General features: G+C 32.2%; 21 protein-coding genes and 1 pseudogene. 14 read left to right on the forward strand and 8 right to left on the reverse strand.

Annotated features, from left to right (window positions below; translation table 11 throughout):
* Together ltrA and menD are read right to left on the reverse strand one after the other, a co-directional pair.
* On the reverse strand, positions 1-821 hold an 821-nt coding region (ltrA, locus tag RCH18_RS12700; protein WP_326937136.1), incomplete at its 3' end, for a group II intron reverse transcriptase/maturase.
* A gap of 741 nt (positions 822-1,562) precedes the next feature.
* A complete protein-coding gene (gene menD, locus RCH18_RS12705; RefSeq protein ID WP_326937137.1) occupies positions 1,563-3,224 on the reverse strand; it encodes a 2-succinyl-5-enolpyruvyl-6-hydroxy-3-cyclohexene-1-carboxylic-acid synthase in 1,662 nt (553 codons plus the stop codon).
* 96 nt (positions 3,225-3,320) lie between these two features.
* On the opposite strand from menD, the gene RCH18_RS12710 reads away from it, so the two are divergent.
* Positions 3,321-3,818 carry a GNAT family N-acetyltransferase gene (locus RCH18_RS12710; RefSeq protein WP_326937138.1) on the forward strand — a complete coding sequence of 166 codons (498 nt, stop codon included), beginning with the start codon at positions 3,321-3,323 and terminating at the stop codon, positions 3,816-3,818.
* Between the two features lie 457 nt (positions 3,819-4,275).
* Here RCH18_RS12710 and RCH18_RS12715 read toward each other — a convergent pair whose 3' ends face one another.
* Positions 4,276-5,856, reverse strand: a complete 1,581-nt coding sequence (locus RCH18_RS12715) for an NADP-dependent glyceraldehyde-3-phosphate dehydrogenase (protein ID WP_326937139.1) — start codon at positions 5,854-5,856, stop codon at positions 4,276-4,278.
* A 53-nt stretch (positions 5,857-5,909) separates the two neighbouring features.
* A complete protein-coding gene (locus RCH18_RS12720) occupies positions 5,910-6,221 on the reverse strand; it encodes a rhodanese-like domain-containing protein (RefSeq protein ID WP_326937140.1) in 312 nt (103 codons plus the stop codon).
* A 281-nt stretch (positions 6,222-6,502) separates the two neighbouring features.
* Here RCH18_RS12720 and RCH18_RS12725 point away from each other — a divergent pair, with 281 nt between their 5' ends.
* The 8 genes and pseudogenes from RCH18_RS12725 to RCH18_RS12760 all read left to right on the forward strand — a co-directional run bounded on the left by RCH18_RS12725 (position 6,503) and on the right by RCH18_RS12760 (position 12,765).
* Positions 6,503-7,132 carry a Crp/Fnr family transcriptional regulator gene (locus tag RCH18_RS12725; RefSeq protein ID WP_326937141.1) on the forward strand — a complete coding sequence of 210 codons (630 nt, stop codon included), beginning with the start codon at positions 6,503-6,505 and terminating at the stop codon, positions 7,130-7,132.
* 55 nt (positions 7,133-7,187) lie between these two features.
* Positions 7,188-7,976 (forward strand): sulfite exporter TauE/SafE family protein, encoded by a 789-nt coding sequence (locus RCH18_RS12730; protein ID WP_326937142.1) that lies wholly within the window; start codon positions 7,188-7,190, stop codon positions 7,974-7,976.
* Positions 7,977-8,211: 235 nt separating this feature from the next.
* Positions 8,212-9,627, forward strand: a complete 1,416-nt coding sequence (locus RCH18_RS12735; protein ID WP_326937143.1) for an MBL fold metallo-hydrolase — start codon at positions 8,212-8,214, stop codon at positions 9,625-9,627.
* 25 nt (positions 9,628-9,652) lie between these two features.
* A complete protein-coding gene (locus RCH18_RS12740; RefSeq protein ID WP_326937144.1) occupies positions 9,653-9,856 on the forward strand; it encodes a YgaP family membrane protein in 204 nt (67 codons plus the stop codon).
* The gene (locus tag RCH18_RS12745; RefSeq protein WP_326937145.1) at positions 9,857-10,480 is read left to right on the forward strand and encodes a methyltransferase domain-containing protein; all 624 of its coding nucleotides are present in this window, start codon (positions 9,857-9,859) and stop codon (positions 10,478-10,480) included.
* 47 nt (positions 10,481-10,527) lie between these two features.
* Positions 10,528-10,731 carry a hypothetical protein gene (locus RCH18_RS12750; protein ID WP_326937147.1) on the forward strand — a complete coding sequence of 68 codons (204 nt, stop codon included), beginning with the start codon at positions 10,528-10,530 and terminating at the stop codon, positions 10,729-10,731.
* Positions 10,728-11,030, forward strand: a complete 303-nt coding sequence (gene trxA, locus RCH18_RS12755) for a thioredoxin (protein ID WP_326937148.1) — start codon at positions 10,728-10,730, stop codon at positions 11,028-11,030. The genes RCH18_RS12750 and trxA overlap by 4 nt, the downstream gene beginning before the upstream one ends.
* Before the next feature lie 202 nt (positions 11,031-11,232).
* Positions 11,233-12,765: pseudogene (locus tag RCH18_RS12760) on the forward strand (FMN-binding glutamate synthase family protein).
* 54 nt (positions 12,766-12,819) lie between these two features.
* Here RCH18_RS12760 and yajC read toward each other — a convergent pair.
* From yajC to RCH18_RS12775, 3 genes are all read right to left on the reverse strand, one after another.
* Positions 12,820-13,092, reverse strand: coding sequence for a preprotein translocase subunit YajC (gene yajC, locus RCH18_RS12765; RefSeq protein WP_326937149.1), 273 nt, complete (start codon positions 13,090-13,092; stop codon positions 12,820-12,822).
* Between the two features lie 27 nt (positions 13,093-13,119).
* A complete protein-coding gene (gene nusB, locus RCH18_RS12770; RefSeq protein ID WP_326937173.1) occupies positions 13,120-14,031 on the reverse strand; it encodes a transcription antitermination factor NusB in 912 nt (303 codons plus the stop codon).
* 360 nt (positions 14,032-14,391) lie between these two features.
* A complete protein-coding gene (locus RCH18_RS12775; RefSeq protein WP_326937150.1) occupies positions 14,392-15,498 on the reverse strand; it encodes a Glu/Leu/Phe/Val family dehydrogenase in 1,107 nt (368 codons plus the stop codon).
* A 202-nt stretch (positions 15,499-15,700) separates the two neighbouring features.
* Here RCH18_RS12775 and RCH18_RS12780 point away from each other — a divergent pair, with 202 nt between their 5' ends.
* The 3 genes from RCH18_RS12780 to RCH18_RS12790 all read left to right on the forward strand — a co-directional run bounded on the left by RCH18_RS12780 (position 15,701) and on the right by RCH18_RS12790 (position 18,925).
* Positions 15,701-17,461: an ABC transporter ATP-binding protein gene (locus tag RCH18_RS12780; RefSeq protein ID WP_326937151.1), complete on the forward strand. Its 1,761-nt coding sequence runs from the start codon at positions 15,701-15,703 to the stop codon at positions 17,459-17,461.
* Positions 17,462-17,532: 71 nt separating this feature from the next.
* On the forward strand, positions 17,533-17,913 hold the full coding sequence (locus RCH18_RS12785) for a PUR family DNA/RNA-binding protein (RefSeq protein ID WP_326937174.1): 381 nt from the start codon (positions 17,533-17,535) through the stop codon (positions 17,911-17,913).
* A gap of 91 nt (positions 17,914-18,004) precedes the next feature.
* On the forward strand, positions 18,005-18,925 hold the full coding sequence (locus RCH18_RS12790) for a hypothetical protein (protein WP_326937152.1): 921 nt from the start codon (positions 18,005-18,007) through the stop codon (positions 18,923-18,925).
* A gap of 1 nt (position 18,926) precedes the next feature.
* Here RCH18_RS12790 and RCH18_RS12795 read toward each other — a convergent pair whose 3' ends face one another.
* Complete coding sequence (locus RCH18_RS12795) at positions 18,927-19,262, reverse strand: tRNA-binding protein (RefSeq protein WP_326937175.1); 336 nt, start codon at positions 19,260-19,262, stop codon at positions 18,927-18,929.
* 392 nt (positions 19,263-19,654) lie between these two features.
* Here RCH18_RS12795 and RCH18_RS12800 point away from each other — a divergent pair, with 392 nt between their 5' ends.
* Positions 19,655-21,208, forward strand: coding sequence for an FMN-binding glutamate synthase family protein (locus RCH18_RS12800; RefSeq protein ID WP_326937153.1), 1,554 nt, complete (start codon positions 19,655-19,657; stop codon positions 21,206-21,208).
* Positions 21,209-21,214: 6 nt separating this feature from the next.
* Positions 21,215-21,604 (forward strand): GreA/GreB family elongation factor, encoded by a 390-nt coding sequence (locus RCH18_RS12805; RefSeq protein ID WP_326937154.1) that lies wholly within the window; start codon positions 21,215-21,217, stop codon positions 21,602-21,604.
* Positions 21,605-21,909: the final 305 nt, after the last annotated feature.

Consider the following 21,909-nt stretch of genomic DNA (forward strand, 5'->3'; position numbering starts at 1 on the left):
CTTGATTCACTCAAACCTAATTTACCTGCGTGCAATAAACTATGTCCTAAGAAGTTCACCTTATAGCACGGTTTTATGCCGCTCTTTTCTCGGTTTACTTTTAGTTTCATCTTGTTTTCTATAAATTCTATGACGCTTGCCTGTACTCTTTCGGCACTCTTTTGACTGCTTACAAGTATTTGTACATCATCGGCATAGCGAACAAAATTTAAACCTCTGCGGCTTAATTCTTGGTCTAATTCATCTAAAACAATGTTGGAGAGTAATGGGCTTAGAGGGCTTCCTTGCGGAGTGCCTTTTGTCCGTTGTTCTTGAAGTCCATCGGTTAGAATGTCCGTCTTTAGAATCTTTAAGATAAGGCGCAAAAGTTGCTTATCTCCTATTCTAGTACTCAAGAGCCACATCAATCTTTGGTGATTGACTTCGTCAAAGAATTTGGCTAAGTCTAAATCTACTGCCTTGGTTTTGCCTAATTTGACAAACTTACAAGCCTGTCGCAGAGCTTGATGGGCGTTGCGTTTGGGACGGAATCCGTAACTGTTGGGCGAGAACTTGGGATCGAATATTGGTTGCAATACTTGACTGATGGCTTGTTGCACCACTCGGTCTTTGACCGTGGGGATACCCAATTGGCGAAAGCCGCCTTTGGGTTTTGGGATTTGGATCCCTCTAACGGCTTGTGGTTCATAGATTTCCTGTTGTAGTTCCATTTGAAGTTCTTGGTAATGCGTGGCAAACCAATCTCCAAAGTCTTGTACACTCATTTTATCTACTCCTGCACTCCCGCCATTGCTTCTTACCTGCTTATAGGCTTTTTGCAAATTACTGAAACTTATAACTTGTTTCAGTAAATTTGTTGTCTGATTTCGTTCTTCCTCGCATATAGAAAGCCACTCAGGATTTACCTTTCCACTGCTTTGATATCATACGGGTGTCGCTACAGCGAAAAGGGCGTTGCTATGAAAACATTCTTCCTGTCCAGCAGGCTTCATCTGATTCTTCAACTGTTTTCTATCCTTTTCCATTGTCTTTTACTATTCTAAAAAAAAAACTCCTCAGCTTTAAGGATTCAGCCCTTCGCTCCACATTCATTACAAATGCTTCTTCACTACTATGGCCTCGGCTGACTTCTGCAATAACACTTTGCCTAAACAGTTCGCTCGTCTCAGCCTCGGTTAACCATTGCAGACCTCCTACGGTAAACTCATATCTCTTTCAATGTAACTGACATAATTTACTACCTCTGTTTACGTCCAACTATCGGGCTTTGCGGTCTAATGCCCACTAACCCACAGAGTAAGCCTTGTATTATGTTTCTGTTCGTTCAGTCACTTGGATCAAGGAAGCTATTGCTATCGCAATAATCTTCAGATTCTCCCTCACGAAAGACACCCTTGCTCTTGGCTAACGATTCCCATTGGCAGGCTCGTTCGGGACTTGCACCCTATAGATATATGGTATGCGTAGCGCACAAACTAAAAAGCGTTTGCCTCGGCGACGCTTTTTTTATGAAGATTTAGAAATAATAATATTTTAATATGCTCTTTTCCACAAACTAAAATCTAAACTAACTCCTTAAAATATTGCAATAAAATACTATCATTTTTTAAGGTCGGCGTGAAAATTTCTAAAATACAAGGTTTCTCATTTTGAGTATATAATGTGTTCAAACTGCTAGTTAAACTCGTTTCGTTGCTCGCTATTGAATAATCATAACCATACATTTTAGCTAAGTGTTCTGCGGTTAAGCAGTGAGAGGTTTCAAAAAAGGTGTTAAAAACAGGACTTTCTTCATGTCCAGGCAAAATTCTAAATATACCGCCACCACCGTTATTTATGAGAATGATTTTGAAATTTTTGGGAACATAACTATTCCATAAAGCATTGCTATCGTATAGAAAACTAATATCACCAGTGATAAAAACGGTTTGTTTTTTATTAGCAACAGCCGCACCAATTGCAGTCGATGTGCTACCATCAATTCCGCTGGTTCCGCGATTACAATATACTTCGATTGATGGATTAATATCAATTAATTGTGCGTATCTGATGGCTGAACTATTACTGATTTGCAACTGACTATTTTCTGGTAAGCTTTGAATTACTTTCTCAAAAACAACAAAATCAGAAAATGGAATTTTAGACAAGTAGATTTCGTGTTTTGCTAATCGCAATTGTTTTATAGCATCCATCTTAACAAAATAGTCACAACTAATTACTTTTGTTAACGGTAAAAAAGCGTTAAAAAAAGCATTTGGCTCGAATTCAAAATGTTGGGTCAATACGCCAAAAGTGTCGTAAGCTCTGAGCGTATCAATATGCCAATGGTGTTTTGGTTTATATTTTCGCAAGAATGCCTTGATTCGCTTAGAGACAATCATTCCACCGAAAGTAACAAGTATTTCTGGTTTGAAATATTCAAAATCATTATTTGAAAAAGGAGATATTATCGTATCTATATTATTGATGAATGTACTGTGATGTAAGTTAGATGTAGTTTCTGTCATCACAACAATCGATTCATCTTCTCCAAAAGCATTGCTAATTTCTTGATCAATATTATCAGGATCATTTACACCAACTAAAACCATTTTTTTAGTTGATTGATTCCAAATATTCGCATATTGAGCAAGATCTTGAATGGAAATTTCCTGCGTATCTTTTGCGGAAGCGATATTATTTACATTTACAGAAAGCTCCGAAACAGTTTCGTAAAGAGGTTCTTCAAAAGGAGCATTGATGTGAACTGGTCCTTTTTTTATAATAGAAATATTAATTGCTTTATTAATTTTTACATCATTTTCATAAGAAACATCTGCTAGTAAGTTTGCATTATACAAAGAGTGATTTTCAAAAACATTTTCTTGACGAATGGTTTGGCCGTCGCCAATGTCAATTTTGCCTTGCGGACGGTCTGCTGAAATTACGATCAACGGAATCTGACTGTAAAAGGCTTCCGCAAAAGCAGGATAATAATTCAGTAAAGCAGATCCAGAAGTACACACTAAAACCACAGGTTTATTAGTTTGTTGCGCTATGCCCATTCCAAAAAAAGCAGCCGAACGTTCATCAGCAATACTGTAACATTGAAAAGCTGGATTATTGACAAATCCTATTGTTAAAGGAGCATTTCTAGAGCCTGGAGAAATAATTATGGTGGTAATTCCTTTGGCTAAACAAATTTCTATAATGCTTTGCGCTAAAGGTATTTTTGGGTAAATCATTGTATCATTTTTCTGAATTACAAAGTTACAAACTTGGAATGCTTTTTCCCTTAATTTTAGTTGTTTTTTATTAATTTTGAAGGAAATAAACAGCCAATGGAAATCAAATTACGAGCTTATAAAATAGAAGATACTCCCACGATTTTAAATATAATTAATTACAATATTTTGCACTCAACTGCTTTATATGATTACACTCTACGAACAGTAGAGCAGCAAAAATCAATCTTAGAAGATAAAGTGGCGAAAGGTTTTCCCGTTATCGTAGCAGAAATTGATGGATTTGTAGCAGGTTTTGGAATGTATAGTGAATTTCGTTTTCGTGAAGCTTATCGATTTACTGTAGAACATTCCGTTTATGTAAATGAGGAATATCATGGCCAAGGAATTGGCAAGTTATTGCTTATAGAACTTATCAAACTCGCTAAAATCCAAAAGCTTCATACAATGGTTGCAGTTATAGATGCTGAAAATAAAAGTAGCGTTGAATTTCACGAAAAATTTGGTTTTAAAACGGTGGGAATCATTAAAGAATCAGGTTATAAATTTGATCGCTGGCTTGATTCGGTTTTTATGCAATTGATATTGGAATAAAATTACTTTAATTTTAAAATCAACTTCTAACACTTTATTGATGTTACTTATAATTGTAAGTAAACTTTAGCTCTGCGGTGATATTAAATTCATTAGTATAAATGATAGAAACTAGTTGTCAAGTATTGAATTATTAAAAATAAAACAATTCCCACTAATGCCAATGTAATAAAACAACTTACTAAGTTGACAACCATATTTGGTAGGAAACGCAAATGACGATGCGTGAGGATTGGCTCTTGGTGCAGTCTTTTATAAAGGTAATTACTAAATATTTTATACTGATTTTTGATAAGTTCTATATTTTAAAAAGATTATTATTATCATCAAAAAAAGATTGAAAAAGCCTTATTAATTAATTATCTAAAGTACAAAATTTTTGAGAACAATAGATAGTTAGTTTAAAAAAAGCCGACTCAATTTATTGTGAGTCGGCCATACTGTTTTTAGAACTTAATTATAAAATATAATCAGTATTTATAAAATTTGATTCTTTACTGTCTAATAGTGCTTGTAGAATTTCGTTATTATAATCATTATCCTTAGATGCTACAAAAGTTCGTATTGAGAAAGATCGTAAGGCATCATGAATACTCAACGTTCCCACGGCAGAATCCTTTCTTCCGGTAAATGGTAAGACATCTGGTCCTCTTTGGCACGAACTGTTTAAGTTTACTCTACATACTAAATTTACTAAGGTATCGATCAGCGGAGCTATAGTTTTAATACTATTCCCAAATAAACTCACTTGCTGACCATAATTTGATTCAGCCATATCATTCAAAGGTTCTTGAATGTTTTTGAAGGCAATAATTGGAACAACTGGTCCAAATTGTTCTTCATGATATACACGCATTTCTTTATTTACTGGATATAAAACAGCTGGAAAAATATAATTATCAGTTCGTATTCCTCCTTTTTCATTAATAATAGAAGCTCCTTTGCTAATGGCATCATCTATTAATTCTTGAATATAGGCTGGTTTTTCTTTTTCAGGTAATGGAGTTAACATCACTGCCTTCTCCCATGGATTACCAAAAACAAGTGCATCAACTTTTGCAGCAAAACGCTTATTAAACTCATCAACAATGGTTTCGTGAACGTATAAAATTTTCAATGCTGTACAGCGTTGTCCATTAAATGAAAGGCTACCAGAAATACATTCTTGAATAGCTAAATCCAAATCAGCATCTGGTAAAATAATGGCAGGATTTTTAGCCTCTAAACCTAAGATCAAACGCAATCTATTTTTATTAGGATGTTGATCTTGTAATGCTATCGCCGAGGTACTATTTCCTATTAAAGCTAATATATCAACTTTTCCAGATTTCATAATGGGAGCCGCCACTTCGCGCCCGCGTCCATAAACAATGTTTATAACACCTTTTGGAAAACTGTTTCTAAATGCTTCTAATAATGGCGAAATAACTAAAACTCCGTGTTTTGCTGGTTTAAAAATTACGGGATTTCCCATAATTAATGCGGGAATTAATAATGAAAAAGTTTCATTTAAAGGATAATTGTATGGGCCAAGACATAAAACTACTCCAAGAGGTCCACGGCGCACCATTGCATTTATACCTTGAACTTTAGAAAAATGAGCGCTACGACTGTTTAATTCCTTAAGACTGTCAATTGTATCGTAAATATATTCTACTGTTCGATCAAATTCTTTTTCCGAATCTGAAAGTGATTTTCCTATTTCCCACATCAAATACTTAACAACTTCGGCTCTAGTTGTTTTCATTTGTGTAACAAAATTAGTCATACACTTAATTCTGTCTGCCACTTTCATTGTTGGCCATAGACCTTGTCCTTTATTAAATGCAGCGCTTGCAGAATTTACGGCCTCGAGTGCTTCTGCTTCTCCCATTAAAGGAACAGAACCAAGAATTGTTGCCGCATATTCTTCAGTTGACGATATCGTAGAAAAAACTGCTGTAGTCTGCCCTTCCCATTTTTTTAACTCACCGTCCACTAAGTAAGTATCTTGATTTAATAAATCTTTAATCTGATATTCTTCTGGTATTACATTCATAATTCTAGTTCGTTTGATTTGGTTTAGTAATTATTTTTATATTTCCTGCTCACTTACGGTGTTACAACTTCACCTTCCCAGTCCACTATTCCACCAGTAAGGTTATAAGCATTTTCGAATCCTAATTGATTCATGATTTCACAAGCTTTGGCACTTCTCATTCCTGAGCGACAGTACACAAAATAGTTTTTGTCTTTATCTAAAGCCTCGATAGCTTCTACAAATTCTTGCCCACTATGAATATCAATATTTATTGCGTTAGCAATAATTCCTTCTTTATATTCATCATCGGTTCGTACATCTAAAATTATTGCCTTTGGATCAGCATTTAATTTCGAAATCCAGTCGTTTTGCTCTAAATTCATAAGTATCTTTTTTTGTAAAAATACAATGTTTTTAATAAACAATTTGTCCAACATTTGTTAATTGCGAAGTTTTCTTAAGAAATCGTTTGCGAAATACAGTAAGTATCAACCGAATACAAATTCACCTTCAATAGCAAAAAATAATACTCTATAAAACCTATAGACTATTTTATATAATAATATACAAATCAGATACTTAACAGCGCACTTTATGGCAAAAGACCCTACATAAACGCTTTATTTAGACTACATTTACCGTAAATACCAGATAAAAAATTAAAATGCTTGATCCAATTAAAAAAATATTTCCCGCTTTCTCCTCTGAATTAATACAAGAAATCGAATCGAATGCCATTATCAATTCTTTTACAACTGATACTGTTATAATTAGAACTGGACAATATATAAAAAATACTGTTTTAGTGATTAGTGGTAAAATAAAAATCTACAGACAAGATGAAAATGGTGGTGAATTCTTTATGTATTATTTGCAGCCAGGCCAAGCCTGCGCCATTTCTATGATTTGTGCTACTAAAAACGAAAAAAGCCAGATTATGGCAAAAGTAGTTGAAGATGTAGAACTCGTAATGGTTCCTTTACCGCTAATGGATAAATGGATGATGGAGCATCGCAGTTGGTACGAATTTGTTATAAACACCTATCGAAGTCGTTTTGAGGAAGTACTTGAAGTAATTGATAGCATCGCATTTAGAGCTATGGATGAGCGATTAGAATTTTATCTTAAACGTCATGCAGATGTTTGCGGCTGCAATGAATTAAAATTATCACATCAAGAAATAGCCACAGAACTTAATACCTCAAGAGAAGTAATTTCTCGGCTATTAAAAAAAATGGAGCAACGAGGTTTAGTTAATTTATATCGAAACAACATCGAGTTATTAAAAGTGTAATTTACTGGAACTGATTATTTTTATTATTAAATAAATTGTTTCAAAAAATTAAATAATGGAATATTTAGGTTATTTTTTATCGATTATTATAGGAATTTCATTAGGATTAATTGGTGGAGGAGGATCGATTCTCGCAGTTCCTATTTTAGTTTATCTTTTCAAAATTAATCCAGAACAAGCAACAAGTTATTCCTTATTTATAGTAGGAATTACAGCGATGTTTGGAAGTTACAGCCATTATAAATTAGGTAACTTAAGGATTAAAGCGGCACTTATTTTTGCCATACCATCTGTGATCTCGTTACTTTTTGTTAGAGATTTCATAATGCCTAAAATTCCTACGGTTATTTTTAGCTTACATGATTTTGAATTTTCAAAAAACTTAGTGATCATGGTGGTATTTGCATTTTTAATGATAGTAGCATCACTTTCTATGATTAAAGAATCAAATCCAAGGGAAATTATAAAAGGTGACGGCTTTTTTAGAATAGCAAGTATTGGCCTTTTAGTTGGTTTTATAACTGGATTTCTGGGAGCCGGTGGCGGTTTTTTGATAATTCCTGCTTTACTTTTTTTGGGTAATATACCAATGAAACAAGCTATTGGTACCTCATTATTGATTATCTTTATTAATTCCCTAATTGGTTTTGGAGGAGATGTTATAAATGGATCTGAAATAAATTATCGATTACTTTTTAGCATATCAGCAATTGCACTTGCGGGGATGTTTATTGGAACTCATTTATCTAAAAAAATTGATGGCGCAAAATTAAAACCTGCATTTGGTTGGTTTGTTCTATTGATGGGAATTTATATTATCATCAAAGAATTCTTTTTATTATAAAGAGTAAAACTTTAATTTATAACAATTTAAACATACCTTAAAAACAATTCAAACTTAGATTTATAGATAAATTTTCTTTAGGTCTAATAACAAAAGATTTATGATCTACTTATCAATAATTTTTCATTTAGAATAAAATTTTAGTGCGACCTACGCAAATTAAAAAACAATGTAACTTATATCACTGTGTAATACAAAAAACAACGGTAAGTTTGTAAAACAAAAAATTATAATCATGCAAATAGAACAAATATATACAGGATGTTTAGCGCAAGGTGCTTATTACATCACTTCGAATGGAGAAGCAGCAATTGTAGATCCACTGCGCGAAACGCAACCATATTTAGATCGATTAGAACGAGACCAAGTAAAACTTAAATATATTTTTGAAACGCATTTTCATGCTGACTTTGTATCAGGCCATGTCGATTTAAGTAAACAAACGGGTGCTCCTATTGTTTACGGTCCTAATGCGAGCTGTGAATTTGATTGTATTTCTGCAAAAGACGGTCAGACTTTTGAACTTGGAAATGTAAAATTAAAAGTTTTACATACTCCTGGTCACACAATGGAAAGTACTACATACTTACTAATTGACGAAAACGGTAAAGAACATGCTATTTTTTCAGGTGATACTTTATTTATAGGCGATGTGGGAAGACCTGATTTGGCTCAAAAAGCAGCATCAATGACTCAGGAAGAATTAGCAGCCACGCTTTACCATTCTTTACGAGATAAAATAATGACCTTACCTGACGATGTAATTGTTTATCCAGCTCATGGTGCGGGAAGTGCTTGTGGAAAAAATATGAGTAAAGAGACAGTTTCTACTTTAGGCGAACAAAAAGCTACAAATTATGCTTTGCGAGCTGATATGACAGAAGCCGAATTTGTAAAAGAAGTAACCTATGGATTATTACCGCCACCAGCTTATTTTGGGATGAACGTTGCTATGAATAAAAAAGGCTACAACAGCTTTGAAAATGTTTTAAATTTAGGAATGCGAGCTTTAACTCCGGCAGGATTTGAAGCTGCGGCTGAGGAAACTGGGGCGTTGATATTAGATACACGTAAAAATGGTGATTTTGCTAAAGGCTTTATTCCTCAATCTATAAATATAGGAATCGATGGTGATTTTGCTCCATGGGTTGGCGCTTTAGTTGCGGATGTAAACCAGCCTATATTAATTATTAGCACAGTAGGTCAAGAGGAAGAAACTGTTACCAGATTAAGTCGAGTGGGTTTTGACAACTTAATTGGACATCTTGAAGGAGGATTTGAAGCTTGGTCAAAATCAGGAAATGAAATAGATACAATCAATAGAATCACTGCGGAAGAATTTGCTTCACAAGTTCAAATTGGCGAAAGCAAAGTCATAGACATTCGCAAAGAAAGTGAATACAGCGCAGAACATGTTGAGGAATCGTATAGTAAACCACTTGCTAATATTAATGAGTGGATTAAAGATATAAATCCAAAAGAACATTTTTTTATGCATTGTGCAGGTGGATATCGCAGTATGATTGCAGCTTCAATATTAGAAGCGCGCGGCTTTAGAAATTTTACTGAAGTTCAAGGCGGTTTCAACGCTATTACTGAAACAAATATACCAAAGACTGATTTTGTGTGCCAAACCAAAATACTAAAATAATTATTACACTTAAAAATGCTATTTTATGAAAAAGAATATGGGCGTAACTGATAAAATCACTCGGGTTTCAGCGGCATCACTAACTGCGATATTATATTTTACCAATATAACTAATGGGACAATAGCCATAATTTTAGGAGCAATTGCGCTACTATTTGTTTTGACTGGTTTTATTCGTTTCTGTCCACTGTATTTTCCATTTGGCTTTTTAACAAGAAATAAAATTTAGATGGTTAAATCAAACAAGGATGGAATTAAAATGGAGTCAATAACAGACTCAACATATTGGGAAACACAATATCAAAATAAAAATACCGGTTGGGATTTAGGAATGATTTCTCCTGCTATTACCTTATATATTGACTCATTAAAAGATAAAAATAGTGCAATTTTAATTCCTGGCTGTGGTAATACTTATGAAGCAGAATATTTATTAGCGCAAGGTTTTACAAACATTACAGTTATTGATATTTCCCCAACTCTGGTCTGTAGTTTAATAAAAAAATTTAGTCACAACGCATCTATTACTGTTATATTAGGTGATTATTTTGAACACGATGGAGTATATGATTTTATAATTGAACAAACATTTTTTTGTGCACTTCCGCCGGCTTTACGCCAAAAATATGCTCAAAAGATGAATGAACTATTAACTGTTGATGGTATTCTATTTGGACTTTTATTCAACAGACAGTTTGATTTAGGACCTCCTTTTGGAGGAAGTCAAAAAGAATATCAATCTATTTTTAAATCTAAATTTGATATTTTAAAAATGGAATTGTGTTTATACTCTGTTGCTCCTAGAGCAGGTTCGGAACTTTTTATCGAATTAAAAAAGTTAGCTTTTCCTTAATATCATCAAAAATTGGATAATTTTTTAATCCTTTAAAATTAAGTGTAATGAAAAATATATTAATGACAAATTGGAATATAATGCGATTTGTTCGCCTTGCAATAGCTCTATTTCTATTTAGCCAAGCTTACGTTACAAAAAATTGGATATTTGTGGGCATGGGAATATTTTTCTTAATCCAAGTAATCTTCAATTTTGGTTGTGGTCCAAATGGCTGCGCAGTTCCTAATCATAAATACAAAAAAAGATGAGTAATTTCGATGTAATAATCAATTCAGATAAACCTGTTTTAATTGACTTCTTTGCAACTTGGTGTGGACCATGCAAAATGCTTGGCCCAATTTTAAAGGAAGTAAAAGATAGTTTGGGCGACCGCATTTCAATTATAAAAATTGATGTAGATAGAAATCAACAGATAGCTTCAAAATTCCAAGTTCGTGGAGTTCCTACAATGATTTTATTTCAAAAAGGGAAACAATTATGGAGACAATCTGGTGTGCTTAGTAAGGAGGACATCATAAAGGTTATTTTAGAAAATAACAATCAGTAAACAAACGAATAAGTTTAATTTTAAAATAATGTCTTTACTAATTTTAAAATATAATTCTACTTTTCTATATTATTTTGCAAAGAATGGTAGCTCATTTTTATACTATTATTTATATTGCTTATTTAATTATATGTATCGGTACAAATAACATTCAAAAATTATAAAGACTATATATTTCTTAGTATTTTAGAGGTTAAATCTAATTTATAATGAGAAATATTTTTTTATATTTGGGATATCTGCACTGATTTTAACTGCAATAGTGTACTTTATTTTTGATGTTGGATTAATCTTAATATTTATATTAGCTATTATTTTAGTAATAGAATATGCTAATAGTACACAAAACAAACATGCTATTCTAAGAAATTTTCCCTTTTTAGGCTATTTCAGATATCTTTTTGAAATGATAAGTCTTGAGATCCAGCAATATTTTATTGAAAGACCTACTGATGGAAAACCATTTTCAAGAAATGAACGTTCCTTAGCATACTAGCGTGCTAAAAATATCGATTCTATAACACCTTTTGGAACACAATTAAATTTATGCGATTCCAATTATGAAGGAATTAAGCACTCTATTTTTCCAGTTATAGTCCGGGAAGAACTTCCGCGGGTTTTAGTGGGAGGCCCAGATTGTGCACAACCCTATCTTGCCTCTCTTCCAAACATTTCTGCGATGAGTTTTGGTTCGCTAAGCGAAAATGCGATCGTCGCTTTAAATAAAGGAGCTTTAAAAGGTAATTTTTATCACAATACTGGAAAAGGAGGATTGACTGATTTTCATTTACAAGGTGGAGATATAACCTGGCAAATAGGAACTGGTTATTATGGTTGTCGAGATAACAATGGCCACTTTTATGGTGGTAAATTTGCTAATAAAGCTAATTTGCCTGCTGTAAAAATGATCGAAATCAAATTGTCTCAAGGTGCAAAACCAGGACATGGTAGTGCATTACCTGCTGCTAAAAACACAGAGCAAATTTCAAAAATAAGAGGCGTTTTACCATACATAACAATTCTTTCGCCACAAGGACATTTTGCATTTACAGACACAACGGGTTTGCTACAGTTTACAGCAGCTTTGCGACATCTTGCTAATGGAAAACCTACTGGTTTCAAACGTTGTGTTAGTCGAACAAGCGAATTTGAAGCCACTTGTGAAGAAATGATTCTACAAAATAGCTATCCTGATTTTATAACAGTTGATGGAGCTGAAGGAAGCACTTGAGCTGCACCATTAGAATTTACTGATGTTGTGGGAATGCCATTTGAGCCTGCCTTAATTTTTGTAATTAAAACTTTAGTACGCTATGGCATTTGCGATAAAATAAGATTAATAAGTAGCGGGAAAATTATATCTGGCTATTCTATTTTAAGAGCAATTGCTTTAGGAGCGGACATTTGCCGTAGTGCGTGAGGATTTATGTTCTCATTAGGCTGTATTCAAGCTTTGCGATGTAACACCAATACCTGTCCAACAGGGGTGGCTACACAAGATTAAATGTTAATGAAAGGTTTAGTAGTTAGCGATAAATCAGAGCGCGTATTTCATTTTCATAAAAACACTTTACATGCCGCTAATGAACTATTAGCAGCAGCTGGCAAATATAGTTTCGCTGACGTTAATATTACTATCTTTATGAGAAGCGATGAGTTTGCTCATTTATCAGATCTTTATTTTTTTGCTAATTTAAAAAGCGTTACACACTATTTATATAACATGATTCAATAAAAAAAAAGTCCCAACTGAAAATCAGTTAGGACTTTTTTAGATAATTGAAATTATTTATTTCTTTGCTAAAGCAGAACTCATTTCCATAGAAATTGCAGAACGCTCCATTTTTAATTTCCCAGACATCGTTTCAACTACAACCGTAGTATCTGCTAATTCAGAAACTTTACCGTGAAGTCCACTTTTAGTGATGATTTTGTCACCAACTTTTAAAGCACTTTCAAATTCTTTCTCATTCTTAGCTTTTTTTTGCTGTGGTCTTATCATAAAGAAATAAATCACCACAAACATTAATATAAAAGGTGCAAATTGAGTTAACTGTTCCATAATTGTAATTTTATTTTTTGTTAATTATTACATTAAACCTCTACCGGCTTTAATGATTCTTTTGTTAGCATTTAATTCTTTTACTAAATTGTCTAAAATTCCGTTGATAAAAATACTACTTTTAGGAGTAGAATATTCTTTTGCAACCTCTAAATATTCGTTTAGTGTAACTTTGACCGGAATTGATGGAAATTTCAAAAATTCGCATATAGCCATTTTCAAGATTATCGTGTCAATTTCAGCAATTCTATCGGCATCCCAGTTAGGCGTTTTGTCAAGGTATTCCTTAGCTAATTCTTTCTCATTCAAAACTGTTTTGCGAAACAAGTCTTTTACAAAATCCCTGTCTTCATTATCTTTAAATAATTTTGGCACTCTAAAATTATCATTTTCACCTGATTTGATAGCTTTTAGTTGCTTAATAATATGAGTATTTACAAGCGGAATATCATCAACCCATGTTAATTTATCATCTTCTAAATAATCGTACAATTTTTCATTGGGAACAATAACATCCATAAATAGATCAACAATAAATTGACGGTCCTCTTCAAAATTATTTATTGTAGTATTCATATAATCAACATACAATTTACTGGCTTTAATATCATTTAAAAGCAGCAAAATATAATCATCATTTAAGGTCCAATTATTGATTTTACGAGTTTCTAGCGCAATACTTAAAGAATTGTTATCAGCAAGGATCTGGAAAATTTGATTTTTAATAAATTTCTCATTTGGCTTGCGTTCCTCTGCAGTAGCAAGGTGCTTAAGGCTCGATTTATGCAAGAAGATAGATTCTGTTTTACAAATTTCAATGAGCGAGGATAACATAATAAGGTATAAGTCTTGGATGTTGTCGATACTATAAAAAAGAAATTTTTCCTCTTTCTCTAAGTTATCTGAGCCGCTTTGATGCATCGCATAAATGGACTGCATAACTTTAACGCGAATGTGTCTTCTATTTACCACCTTGTAAGAACTTTTTATAAATTAGGGTGCAAAAATAAGTATTTCATTTATCAAAATAAAATATATCTGTACTTTATTTTTAACTGATTATCAGTTCACCTTAACCAATCAATTGCAGAAGAAAATAGACCTTTTAATAAAAATTATAAAAGCAATTTAACTTTTTTCTATCTCTTCTGCACTGATTTTTACCTCTGAATCACTGCCACTAAACGCCAATCACCAATCAATAATTACCAAAAACCAATCACCAATCACCAATCATTAATCACCAAAAATCAATCATTAATCACCAATCATTAATCACCAATCACCAACAACTAATAACTACTTTCTACTATTCTCGACTTTCCTTTTATCAATACGATTTTGAGCAATTGTCAAGGCCGCTTTATGAGTTGTGATATTATTTGCGATAGCAAAATCAAAAATTTCTAATGTAGTATCATAAATATTTTCAGTTCTACGAGTAATTTCTGCTTTATTATAATGCACTAATTCTGCATATACATTAATAATTCCTCCAGCGTTTATCAAAAAATCAGGAGCGTATAAAATGCCTCTTTCTTGTAAAATTAAACCATGTACATTCTCATCCGCTAATTGATTGTTAGCTGCACCAGCGATTACTTTTGCTTTAAGTTTATAAATAGTATCATTATTTATTGTTGCTCCCATTGCGCAAGGTGCATAGATATCAACATCTGCACTGTATAAATCATCACCTCTAAATATTGAAACGTTATATAAGGCAGCAACTTCATTTAGTTTTTGCTCATTAATATCAGCGATCGTGACAATTGCTCCTTCCTTAACTAAATAAGCGACTAAAGTTTCGCCTACATGACCTATTCCTTGAACTAAAACCTTTTTTCCGCTTAAGTTATCAGAACCAAATTGCTGTTTTGCTGCTGCTTTCATTCCCATAAAAACACCATAAGCTGTCACTGGCGATGGATTTCCTGAGCCACCTCTTTCCTCAGAGATTCCGGTAACATAAGGAGTAACATCTCTTACGATGTCCATGTCTTTGGTTTCCATTCCCATATCCTCAGCAGTAATATATCTTCCGCTTAATGAATGTACAAATTCTCCAAATTTACGCATTAACTCTGGCGTTTTTTGAGTCTTTGGGTCACCAATGATAACCGCTTTTCCTCCTCCAATGTCTAATCCTGTAATAGCTGCTTTGAAAGTCATTCCACGTGAAAGACGCAATACATCATTCAAGGCTTCCCATTCATTAGCATAGTTATACATCCTTGTGCCGCCTAAAGCTGGTCCCATAACTGAATTATGAATACCAATAATTGCTTTTAAACCTGTATCTTTGTCGTTGCAAAATACAATTTGTTCGTGATTATCAAATGATAATTGACCAAAAACGGGATCCATTTTTTGAAGTTCCTTTCCAGTTGTGAAAGCTGTATCCATAGCGTAGTTTTTTATAGTTATAAAATTATGAATTTGTCAAAAAGACTCTTCAAAAATACATAAAAAATACACTTACATAACTATCTTGCTAAAAATTCATTAATTCAGTAAAAAATATAAATAATATTTACTTTTTAAAATTAGTAAAAATTAATATTTAATTTAAAATCAATAACATTTCAACATAGAATTTCTTAATACAATGAAAGAATTACAATATTTAAACAAATACTTTGTCAAATACAAATACAGTTTTTTATTAGGTATCGTTTTTACAATTATTGCGCAAATCTTTATGCTGTTTACACCTAAGTTAATTAGTCAATCCTTTAAAGTTATTGAAGCTTTTGGGAATGACAAAACGATAGCCAAATCAGTAATACAAGAAGAGCTAATTTCAAATATACTTTTGATCATTGCTACCACTATAATTGCAGGGTTTCTTACTTTTTTGATGAGACAAACCTTAATTGTAATGTCAAGACATATCGAATTTGATCTTAAAAATGAAGTTTTTCGACAATATGAAAATCTTTCTCAAAACTTCTACAAACAAAGTCGTACTGGAGATTTGATGAATCGTATTAGTGAGGATGTGAGTAAAGTGAGAATGTATGTTGGTCCAGCCGTTATGTACACTATAAATACGGCCATTCGTTTTACAATTGTCATTATTTATATGTATAATGTTTCTCCAAGACTGACTTTGTACACATTGTTACCACTACCTATTTTATCATATGCTATTTTTAAATTGAGTTCAGAAATAAATGTCAGAAGTACTATTTTTCAACAGTATTTATCTAAAGTTTCGAGCTTTTCACAGGAAATTTTTTCAGGAATTCGTGTGATAAAAGCATACTCATTAGAAGATCAACACCAAAATAATATGGTGAACTTAGCTATTGAAAGCAAAAGCAAAAGTTTAAACTTAGCAAAGGTTCAATCACTTTTTGGACCGCTGATGTTAGCGCTAATTGGTATCAGTAACTTAGTGGTTATCTATTTTGGTGGATTAATGTACATTAATGGAACAATAAAAAACATTGGAACAATAGCCGAATTTATTTTGTATGTAAATATGCTAACCTGGCCAGTGGCGTCATTAGGATGGGTTTCTTCAATGGTGCAAGAAGCAGAAGCTTCCCAAAAAAGATTAAATGAATTTCTTAAAGTGCAACCAGAAATCAAAAATAACAATGAAAACAAATCCGTCATTAATGGCGCTATTTCCTTTGAAAATGTAAGTTATACGTATGAAGATACTAACATCACGGCTTTAAAAGGAATTACATTCTCAGTCAAAAAAGGAGAAACACTAGCCATTTTAGGTAAGACAGGTTCGGGGAAGTCTACGATCTTATCACTTATTTCACGAATGTATGACGTGTCCGGAGGTAAAGTAACTATTGATGGAAAAGAAATTAGTACCATCAATTTATTTGATTTAAGAAATAGTATTGGAATTGTACCACAAGATGCTTTTTTGTTTTCAGATAGTATCAAGAATAATATCATGTTTGGTAAAGAAAATGCAACAGATGAAGAAGTAAAATCAGCTGCTAAAAGCGCAGTTGTACATGATAATATAATGGGATTCAATAAGCAGTATGATACGGTGTTAGGTGAAAGAGGAATTACACTTTCTGGCGGTCAAAAACAGCGGGTTTCTATTGCAAGAGCGATTATAAAAAATCCGCCAATCTTACTTTTCGACGATTGTTTATCGGCTGTTGACACTCAAACAGAGGAAACAATTTTAAGCAATTTATATGAAATTTGTAAGGATAAAACAACAATTATTGTAAGTCATCGTGTATCATCAGCTAAAAACGCTGATAATATAATTATCATTGATAACGGTCAAATCGTTCAACAAGGTTCTCATAATCAATTGATAAATCAAGAAGGGTATTATTCCGCCTTATATTTGAAACAACTTTTAGAAAAAGAAATGCATTAATTGTTGTTTTATATCTATTTTTTATAGATTTTTGAAAACTAGTTAACAACCATAAATTGATAGAAAGGATTATGAGAGAACATGACATGTTAGAAAAAGAAGAGATATTTTCAAAAGTTTTAAGAGCTGGAAGAAGAACCTATTTCTTTGATGTGAGAGCTACAAAAGCTGATGATTATTATATTACAATTACTGAAAGTAAAAAATTTACAGAAGAAGATGGGTCGTTCCATTTTAAAAAGCATAAAATTTATTTGTATAAAGAAGACTTTACTTCATTTGCAGAAATTTTAGATGAAATGACCTCTTATGTACTAAATCATAAAGGGGAAGAGGTAATTTCAGAAAGACATCAAAAAGATTTTAAAAAAGAATATTCAGCAGAGAAAACGCATGATTATAGTATACCTCAAACATCAGTTTTTACAAATATAGAATTTGATGACATCTAATTTTTGAGAAGTGATTAAACGAAAGTTAAAAGCCTGAAGTTCATACGAACGTCAGGCTTTTTTGATTAAATTTGACCATATTTAATATAAAATGACTGAAACAAAATCACTTTTTTCTTTTCTTTACAGCAAACTTTTGTCAGAAAAGACAAAGAAAAGAGCAGAAATATTTTTTGTTTCCCTGGCCATTGTAAGCTTTCTACTGCACTTATTAATTATTGCATTAGTGGATCTAGAGTTAATAGTAGTAAACGATAATCTAAAAGTATTAAACAATCCAATAGCGGCAATTTACACTCCGTTTTCTTTTATATTAATTTATGAAGTTTATTTACTTGTTTATTACTTGCCCAAATCCACAACTATATATATCGGTAAACAATACGAAATAATCACTTTAATAATCATTAGAAGGATATTTAAAGACTTGACTAAACTAGAGTTCAATTCAAATTGGTTTAGTGTGAAAGCAAATGTCAATTTCACACTTGACATCATTGCGACAATAATTTTATTTTACTTAATCTTTGTTTTCTACAATCTCAATAGGAAAAATGAGATAAATCAGTCTAAAATTCAGAAAACAATTGCTATCACTAAATTTATAAAACTTAAAAATATTTTTGCGATTGCTTTGATACCAATATTTCTTGTACTGTCGATTTATAGTTTAGGACATTGGATTTATGATAATTTCTTTTCACTTAGCGAGATAGTTGACAAGATAAAAGACATTAATCATATATTCTTTGATGAATTTTTTACGGTCTTAATACTAATTGAAGTTCTCTTACTATTGTTTTCCTTCTTTTTAACGGACAAGTTTAGTAAAGTGATTAGGAACTCAGGCTTTATTATTTCTACTATTTTAATTAAAATATCATTCGGAACAGAAGGAATTTTAAATACTATACTTATTGTAACGGCTGTTTTATTTGGGGTGATTATTCTGGCAATTCATAATAAATACGAGACTTTAGAAGCATCAAAAATTTCGTCGTTAGAAACATAGATCAAGCTATTTTTAAGCCATTTTCAACTGTAAAATCAGGTGACAATAAAGTCACCTCTCCCTCCTTCCCCACAGCTCCTAATACTAAACATTCACTCATGAATTTTCCAATTTGCTTTTTTGGAAAATTTAAAACAGCAATAATTTGTCTATTGATTAAGATTTCTTTGGTATATAATTTAGTAATTTGGGCTGACGTTTTCTTTATCCCCATTACTGCACCAAAATCTATTTTTAACTGATAGGCTGGAATTCTGGCATCTACGAAATCGTTAATTTCAATAATTGTTCCTACTCTCATTTCTATTTTTTCAAAATCTTTCCACTTAATCTCCATCATATATGTTTTTATAAATTTTAAAGTTAATAATTCAAAATTATATTAACTATTAAAGCGGTTTTTTTAACGAATTACCAAAATGAGACACTAATAAATTGAAAATTGTAATATAAAGGTAAAATGCGTGTTTTATAATAAAAATGAATGTATTTTTGTGCTGTGTAATTTCACGTTTATGAAAAATTTTTTAAACATTTCGGCAAGATCGCTATCTTTTCCTAAGGTAGATTTTTTGTGCGCTGTGAAATTTTCACATTCTAAAGCCTTTGTCAATTAGACCTTCGTCTAAATAAAACAATCTACTTCTGGACGAAGGTTATTTCTACATCATTTATTCTATTTGCGTTTTTAAAAAATTATTGTTTTAAATTCTAAACTTACTTTACATCATGTTTGCAAAAAAATTAGCAGTTCATCACATAATTGGGGTGCTTACTACTTCGCTTTTACTTGTTACTTGTGCATTAATATTTGCAGGAAATATTCATTTTTTATTTTTGATTGTTCCATTCTATTTGTTGTATATTTATTTTCAAGATATAACGCAAAATAAACAAACCGTAAAAAAAAATTATCCAATTATTGGTCGCTTTAGATATTTATTAGAATCTATTCGGCCTGAAATGCGTCAATATTTTTTCGAAGGCGAATTAGATGGTAAACCTTTTAATAGAAGACAACGATCAATTGTATATCAAAGAGCAAAGAACGTAAAACAAACTATATCATTTGGTATGCAGGATGATCCTAATCGTATAGGTTATGAATGGGCAGCACATTCCATTTATCCAAAGCGAGCTGATAAACAATTTTTTAGAACTACTGTTGGAAATGAGCAATGCCTGCAGCCTTACAGTGCCAGCATTTACAACATTAGCGCGATGAGTTATGGGGCATTAAGTAAAACAGCCATTTCTTCTTTAAACAAAGGAGCACAATTAGGCGGTTTTGCTCATAACACAGGTGAAGGAGGAATTAGTGACTTTCATTTAGAGGGCGGCGACTTAATTTGGCAAATTGGGACAGGCTATTTTGGATGTAGAAACGATGATGGTTCTTTCTCTGAAGGATTGTTTAAAGAAAAAGCAAGTTTTCCACAAGTAAAAATGATAGAATTAAAACTTTCTCAAGGTGCTAAACCAGGACATGGAGGTTTATTACCTGGCGAAAAAAATACACCAGAAATTGCCAAAATTAGAAATGTTAAGCCGTATATTGCAGTACATTCACCAGCGGGACACACCGCTTTTTCAAACAGTGTTGAATTATTGCACTTCTTGCAAAAAATGAGATCATTATCTAATGGTAAACCTATTGGTTTTAAAATTTGTATAGGCCGACAAGATGAATTTATATCCATTGTTGAAGCAATGATACAAACAGGAATCATTCCTGATTTTATTACGATAGATGGAGCTGAAGGTGGTACAGGTGCAGCACCATTAGAATTTATTGATTATATGGGAATGGCGCTTTCTGACGCATTGATATTTGTAAGTAAAATATTAAAAGAATATGGAGTTAGAGACCAAATAAAAATTATGGCCTCTGGTAAAATTATTACTGGTTTTGATATTGCTAAAGCTATGTCACTTGGTGCTGATGTATGTTATAGTGCTAGGGGAATGATGTTTGCGTTAGGCTGTATTCAAGCATTGCAATGTGACAGTGGAAAATGCCCAGTAGGAATAGCTACTCAGGATCAAAATTTATATAAAGGATTAGACATAACGGATAAAAGTGTACGTGTTATGCATTTCCATAATAATACTTTAAAAGCATTTGCAGAGTTTATAGGAGCTTGTGGATTTGAAAGTCCAAAAGCGATTACTCCAAATGTATTTTATAGAAGGATTGATCATAAAACCAATGAAAGTTTTGCCTCATTGTTTTTTAATGATGTTCAAATTAGAACAAAAGATGAAAAAATAAATTTAAATTAAATGAATATGAAACCAATTCCAGTTTTAACGAATGCAGATTATAATGTGCTTCGAGAATTGACAAAGAATGCCAAAGACAGCACTAATATTAGAGAAATTGCTTTGCTAACTCAAGAGCTTAATCGAGCTATTATCAACAAAGACGGCACAGTGGATCAAAGTATTATTAGAATGAATTCAAAAGTTACAATTGAAGATGTTAACTCAAAGCAACAAATGAAAGTGCAAATCGTAATGCCATCACAAGCCAACTTAAAGGAAGGTAAAGTTTCAATATTAGCGCCAGTATGCGTTGCAATAATTGGATTTACAGAAAATGATGAAGTAGAATGGCAGTTACCATCAGGAATCAAGAATCTAAAAATTATTAGTGTAGATAATGAAACAAACCACTAATCAACTATTTTTTTAAACACCTCATTTATTTGAAGGTGTTTTTTTTTACATTAATTTATAAATATTAATGTTCTAACAAAAGCGATAAATAAATTTACATTATTTCAAAAAAATACCCCCAAAAAGCCTTTCACTTTGTGGGGGTAGTTCAAGCAGAAAGATACAAGATTATTTTAGATTGTAAATCAATATTTAATCTCAACTTCTATTTATTTACCTCTTACTTTCAATTTCATACCCAATGATATTAAGTAAGGATGATAATAAAATGTAGTTATTGTTTTTGTCATTCCGACATGCAGGAG

Source organism: Flavobacterium sp. PL11 (assembly GCF_035985025.1).
Classification (GTDB): domain Bacteria; phylum Bacteroidota; class Bacteroidia; order Flavobacteriales; family Flavobacteriaceae; genus Flavobacterium.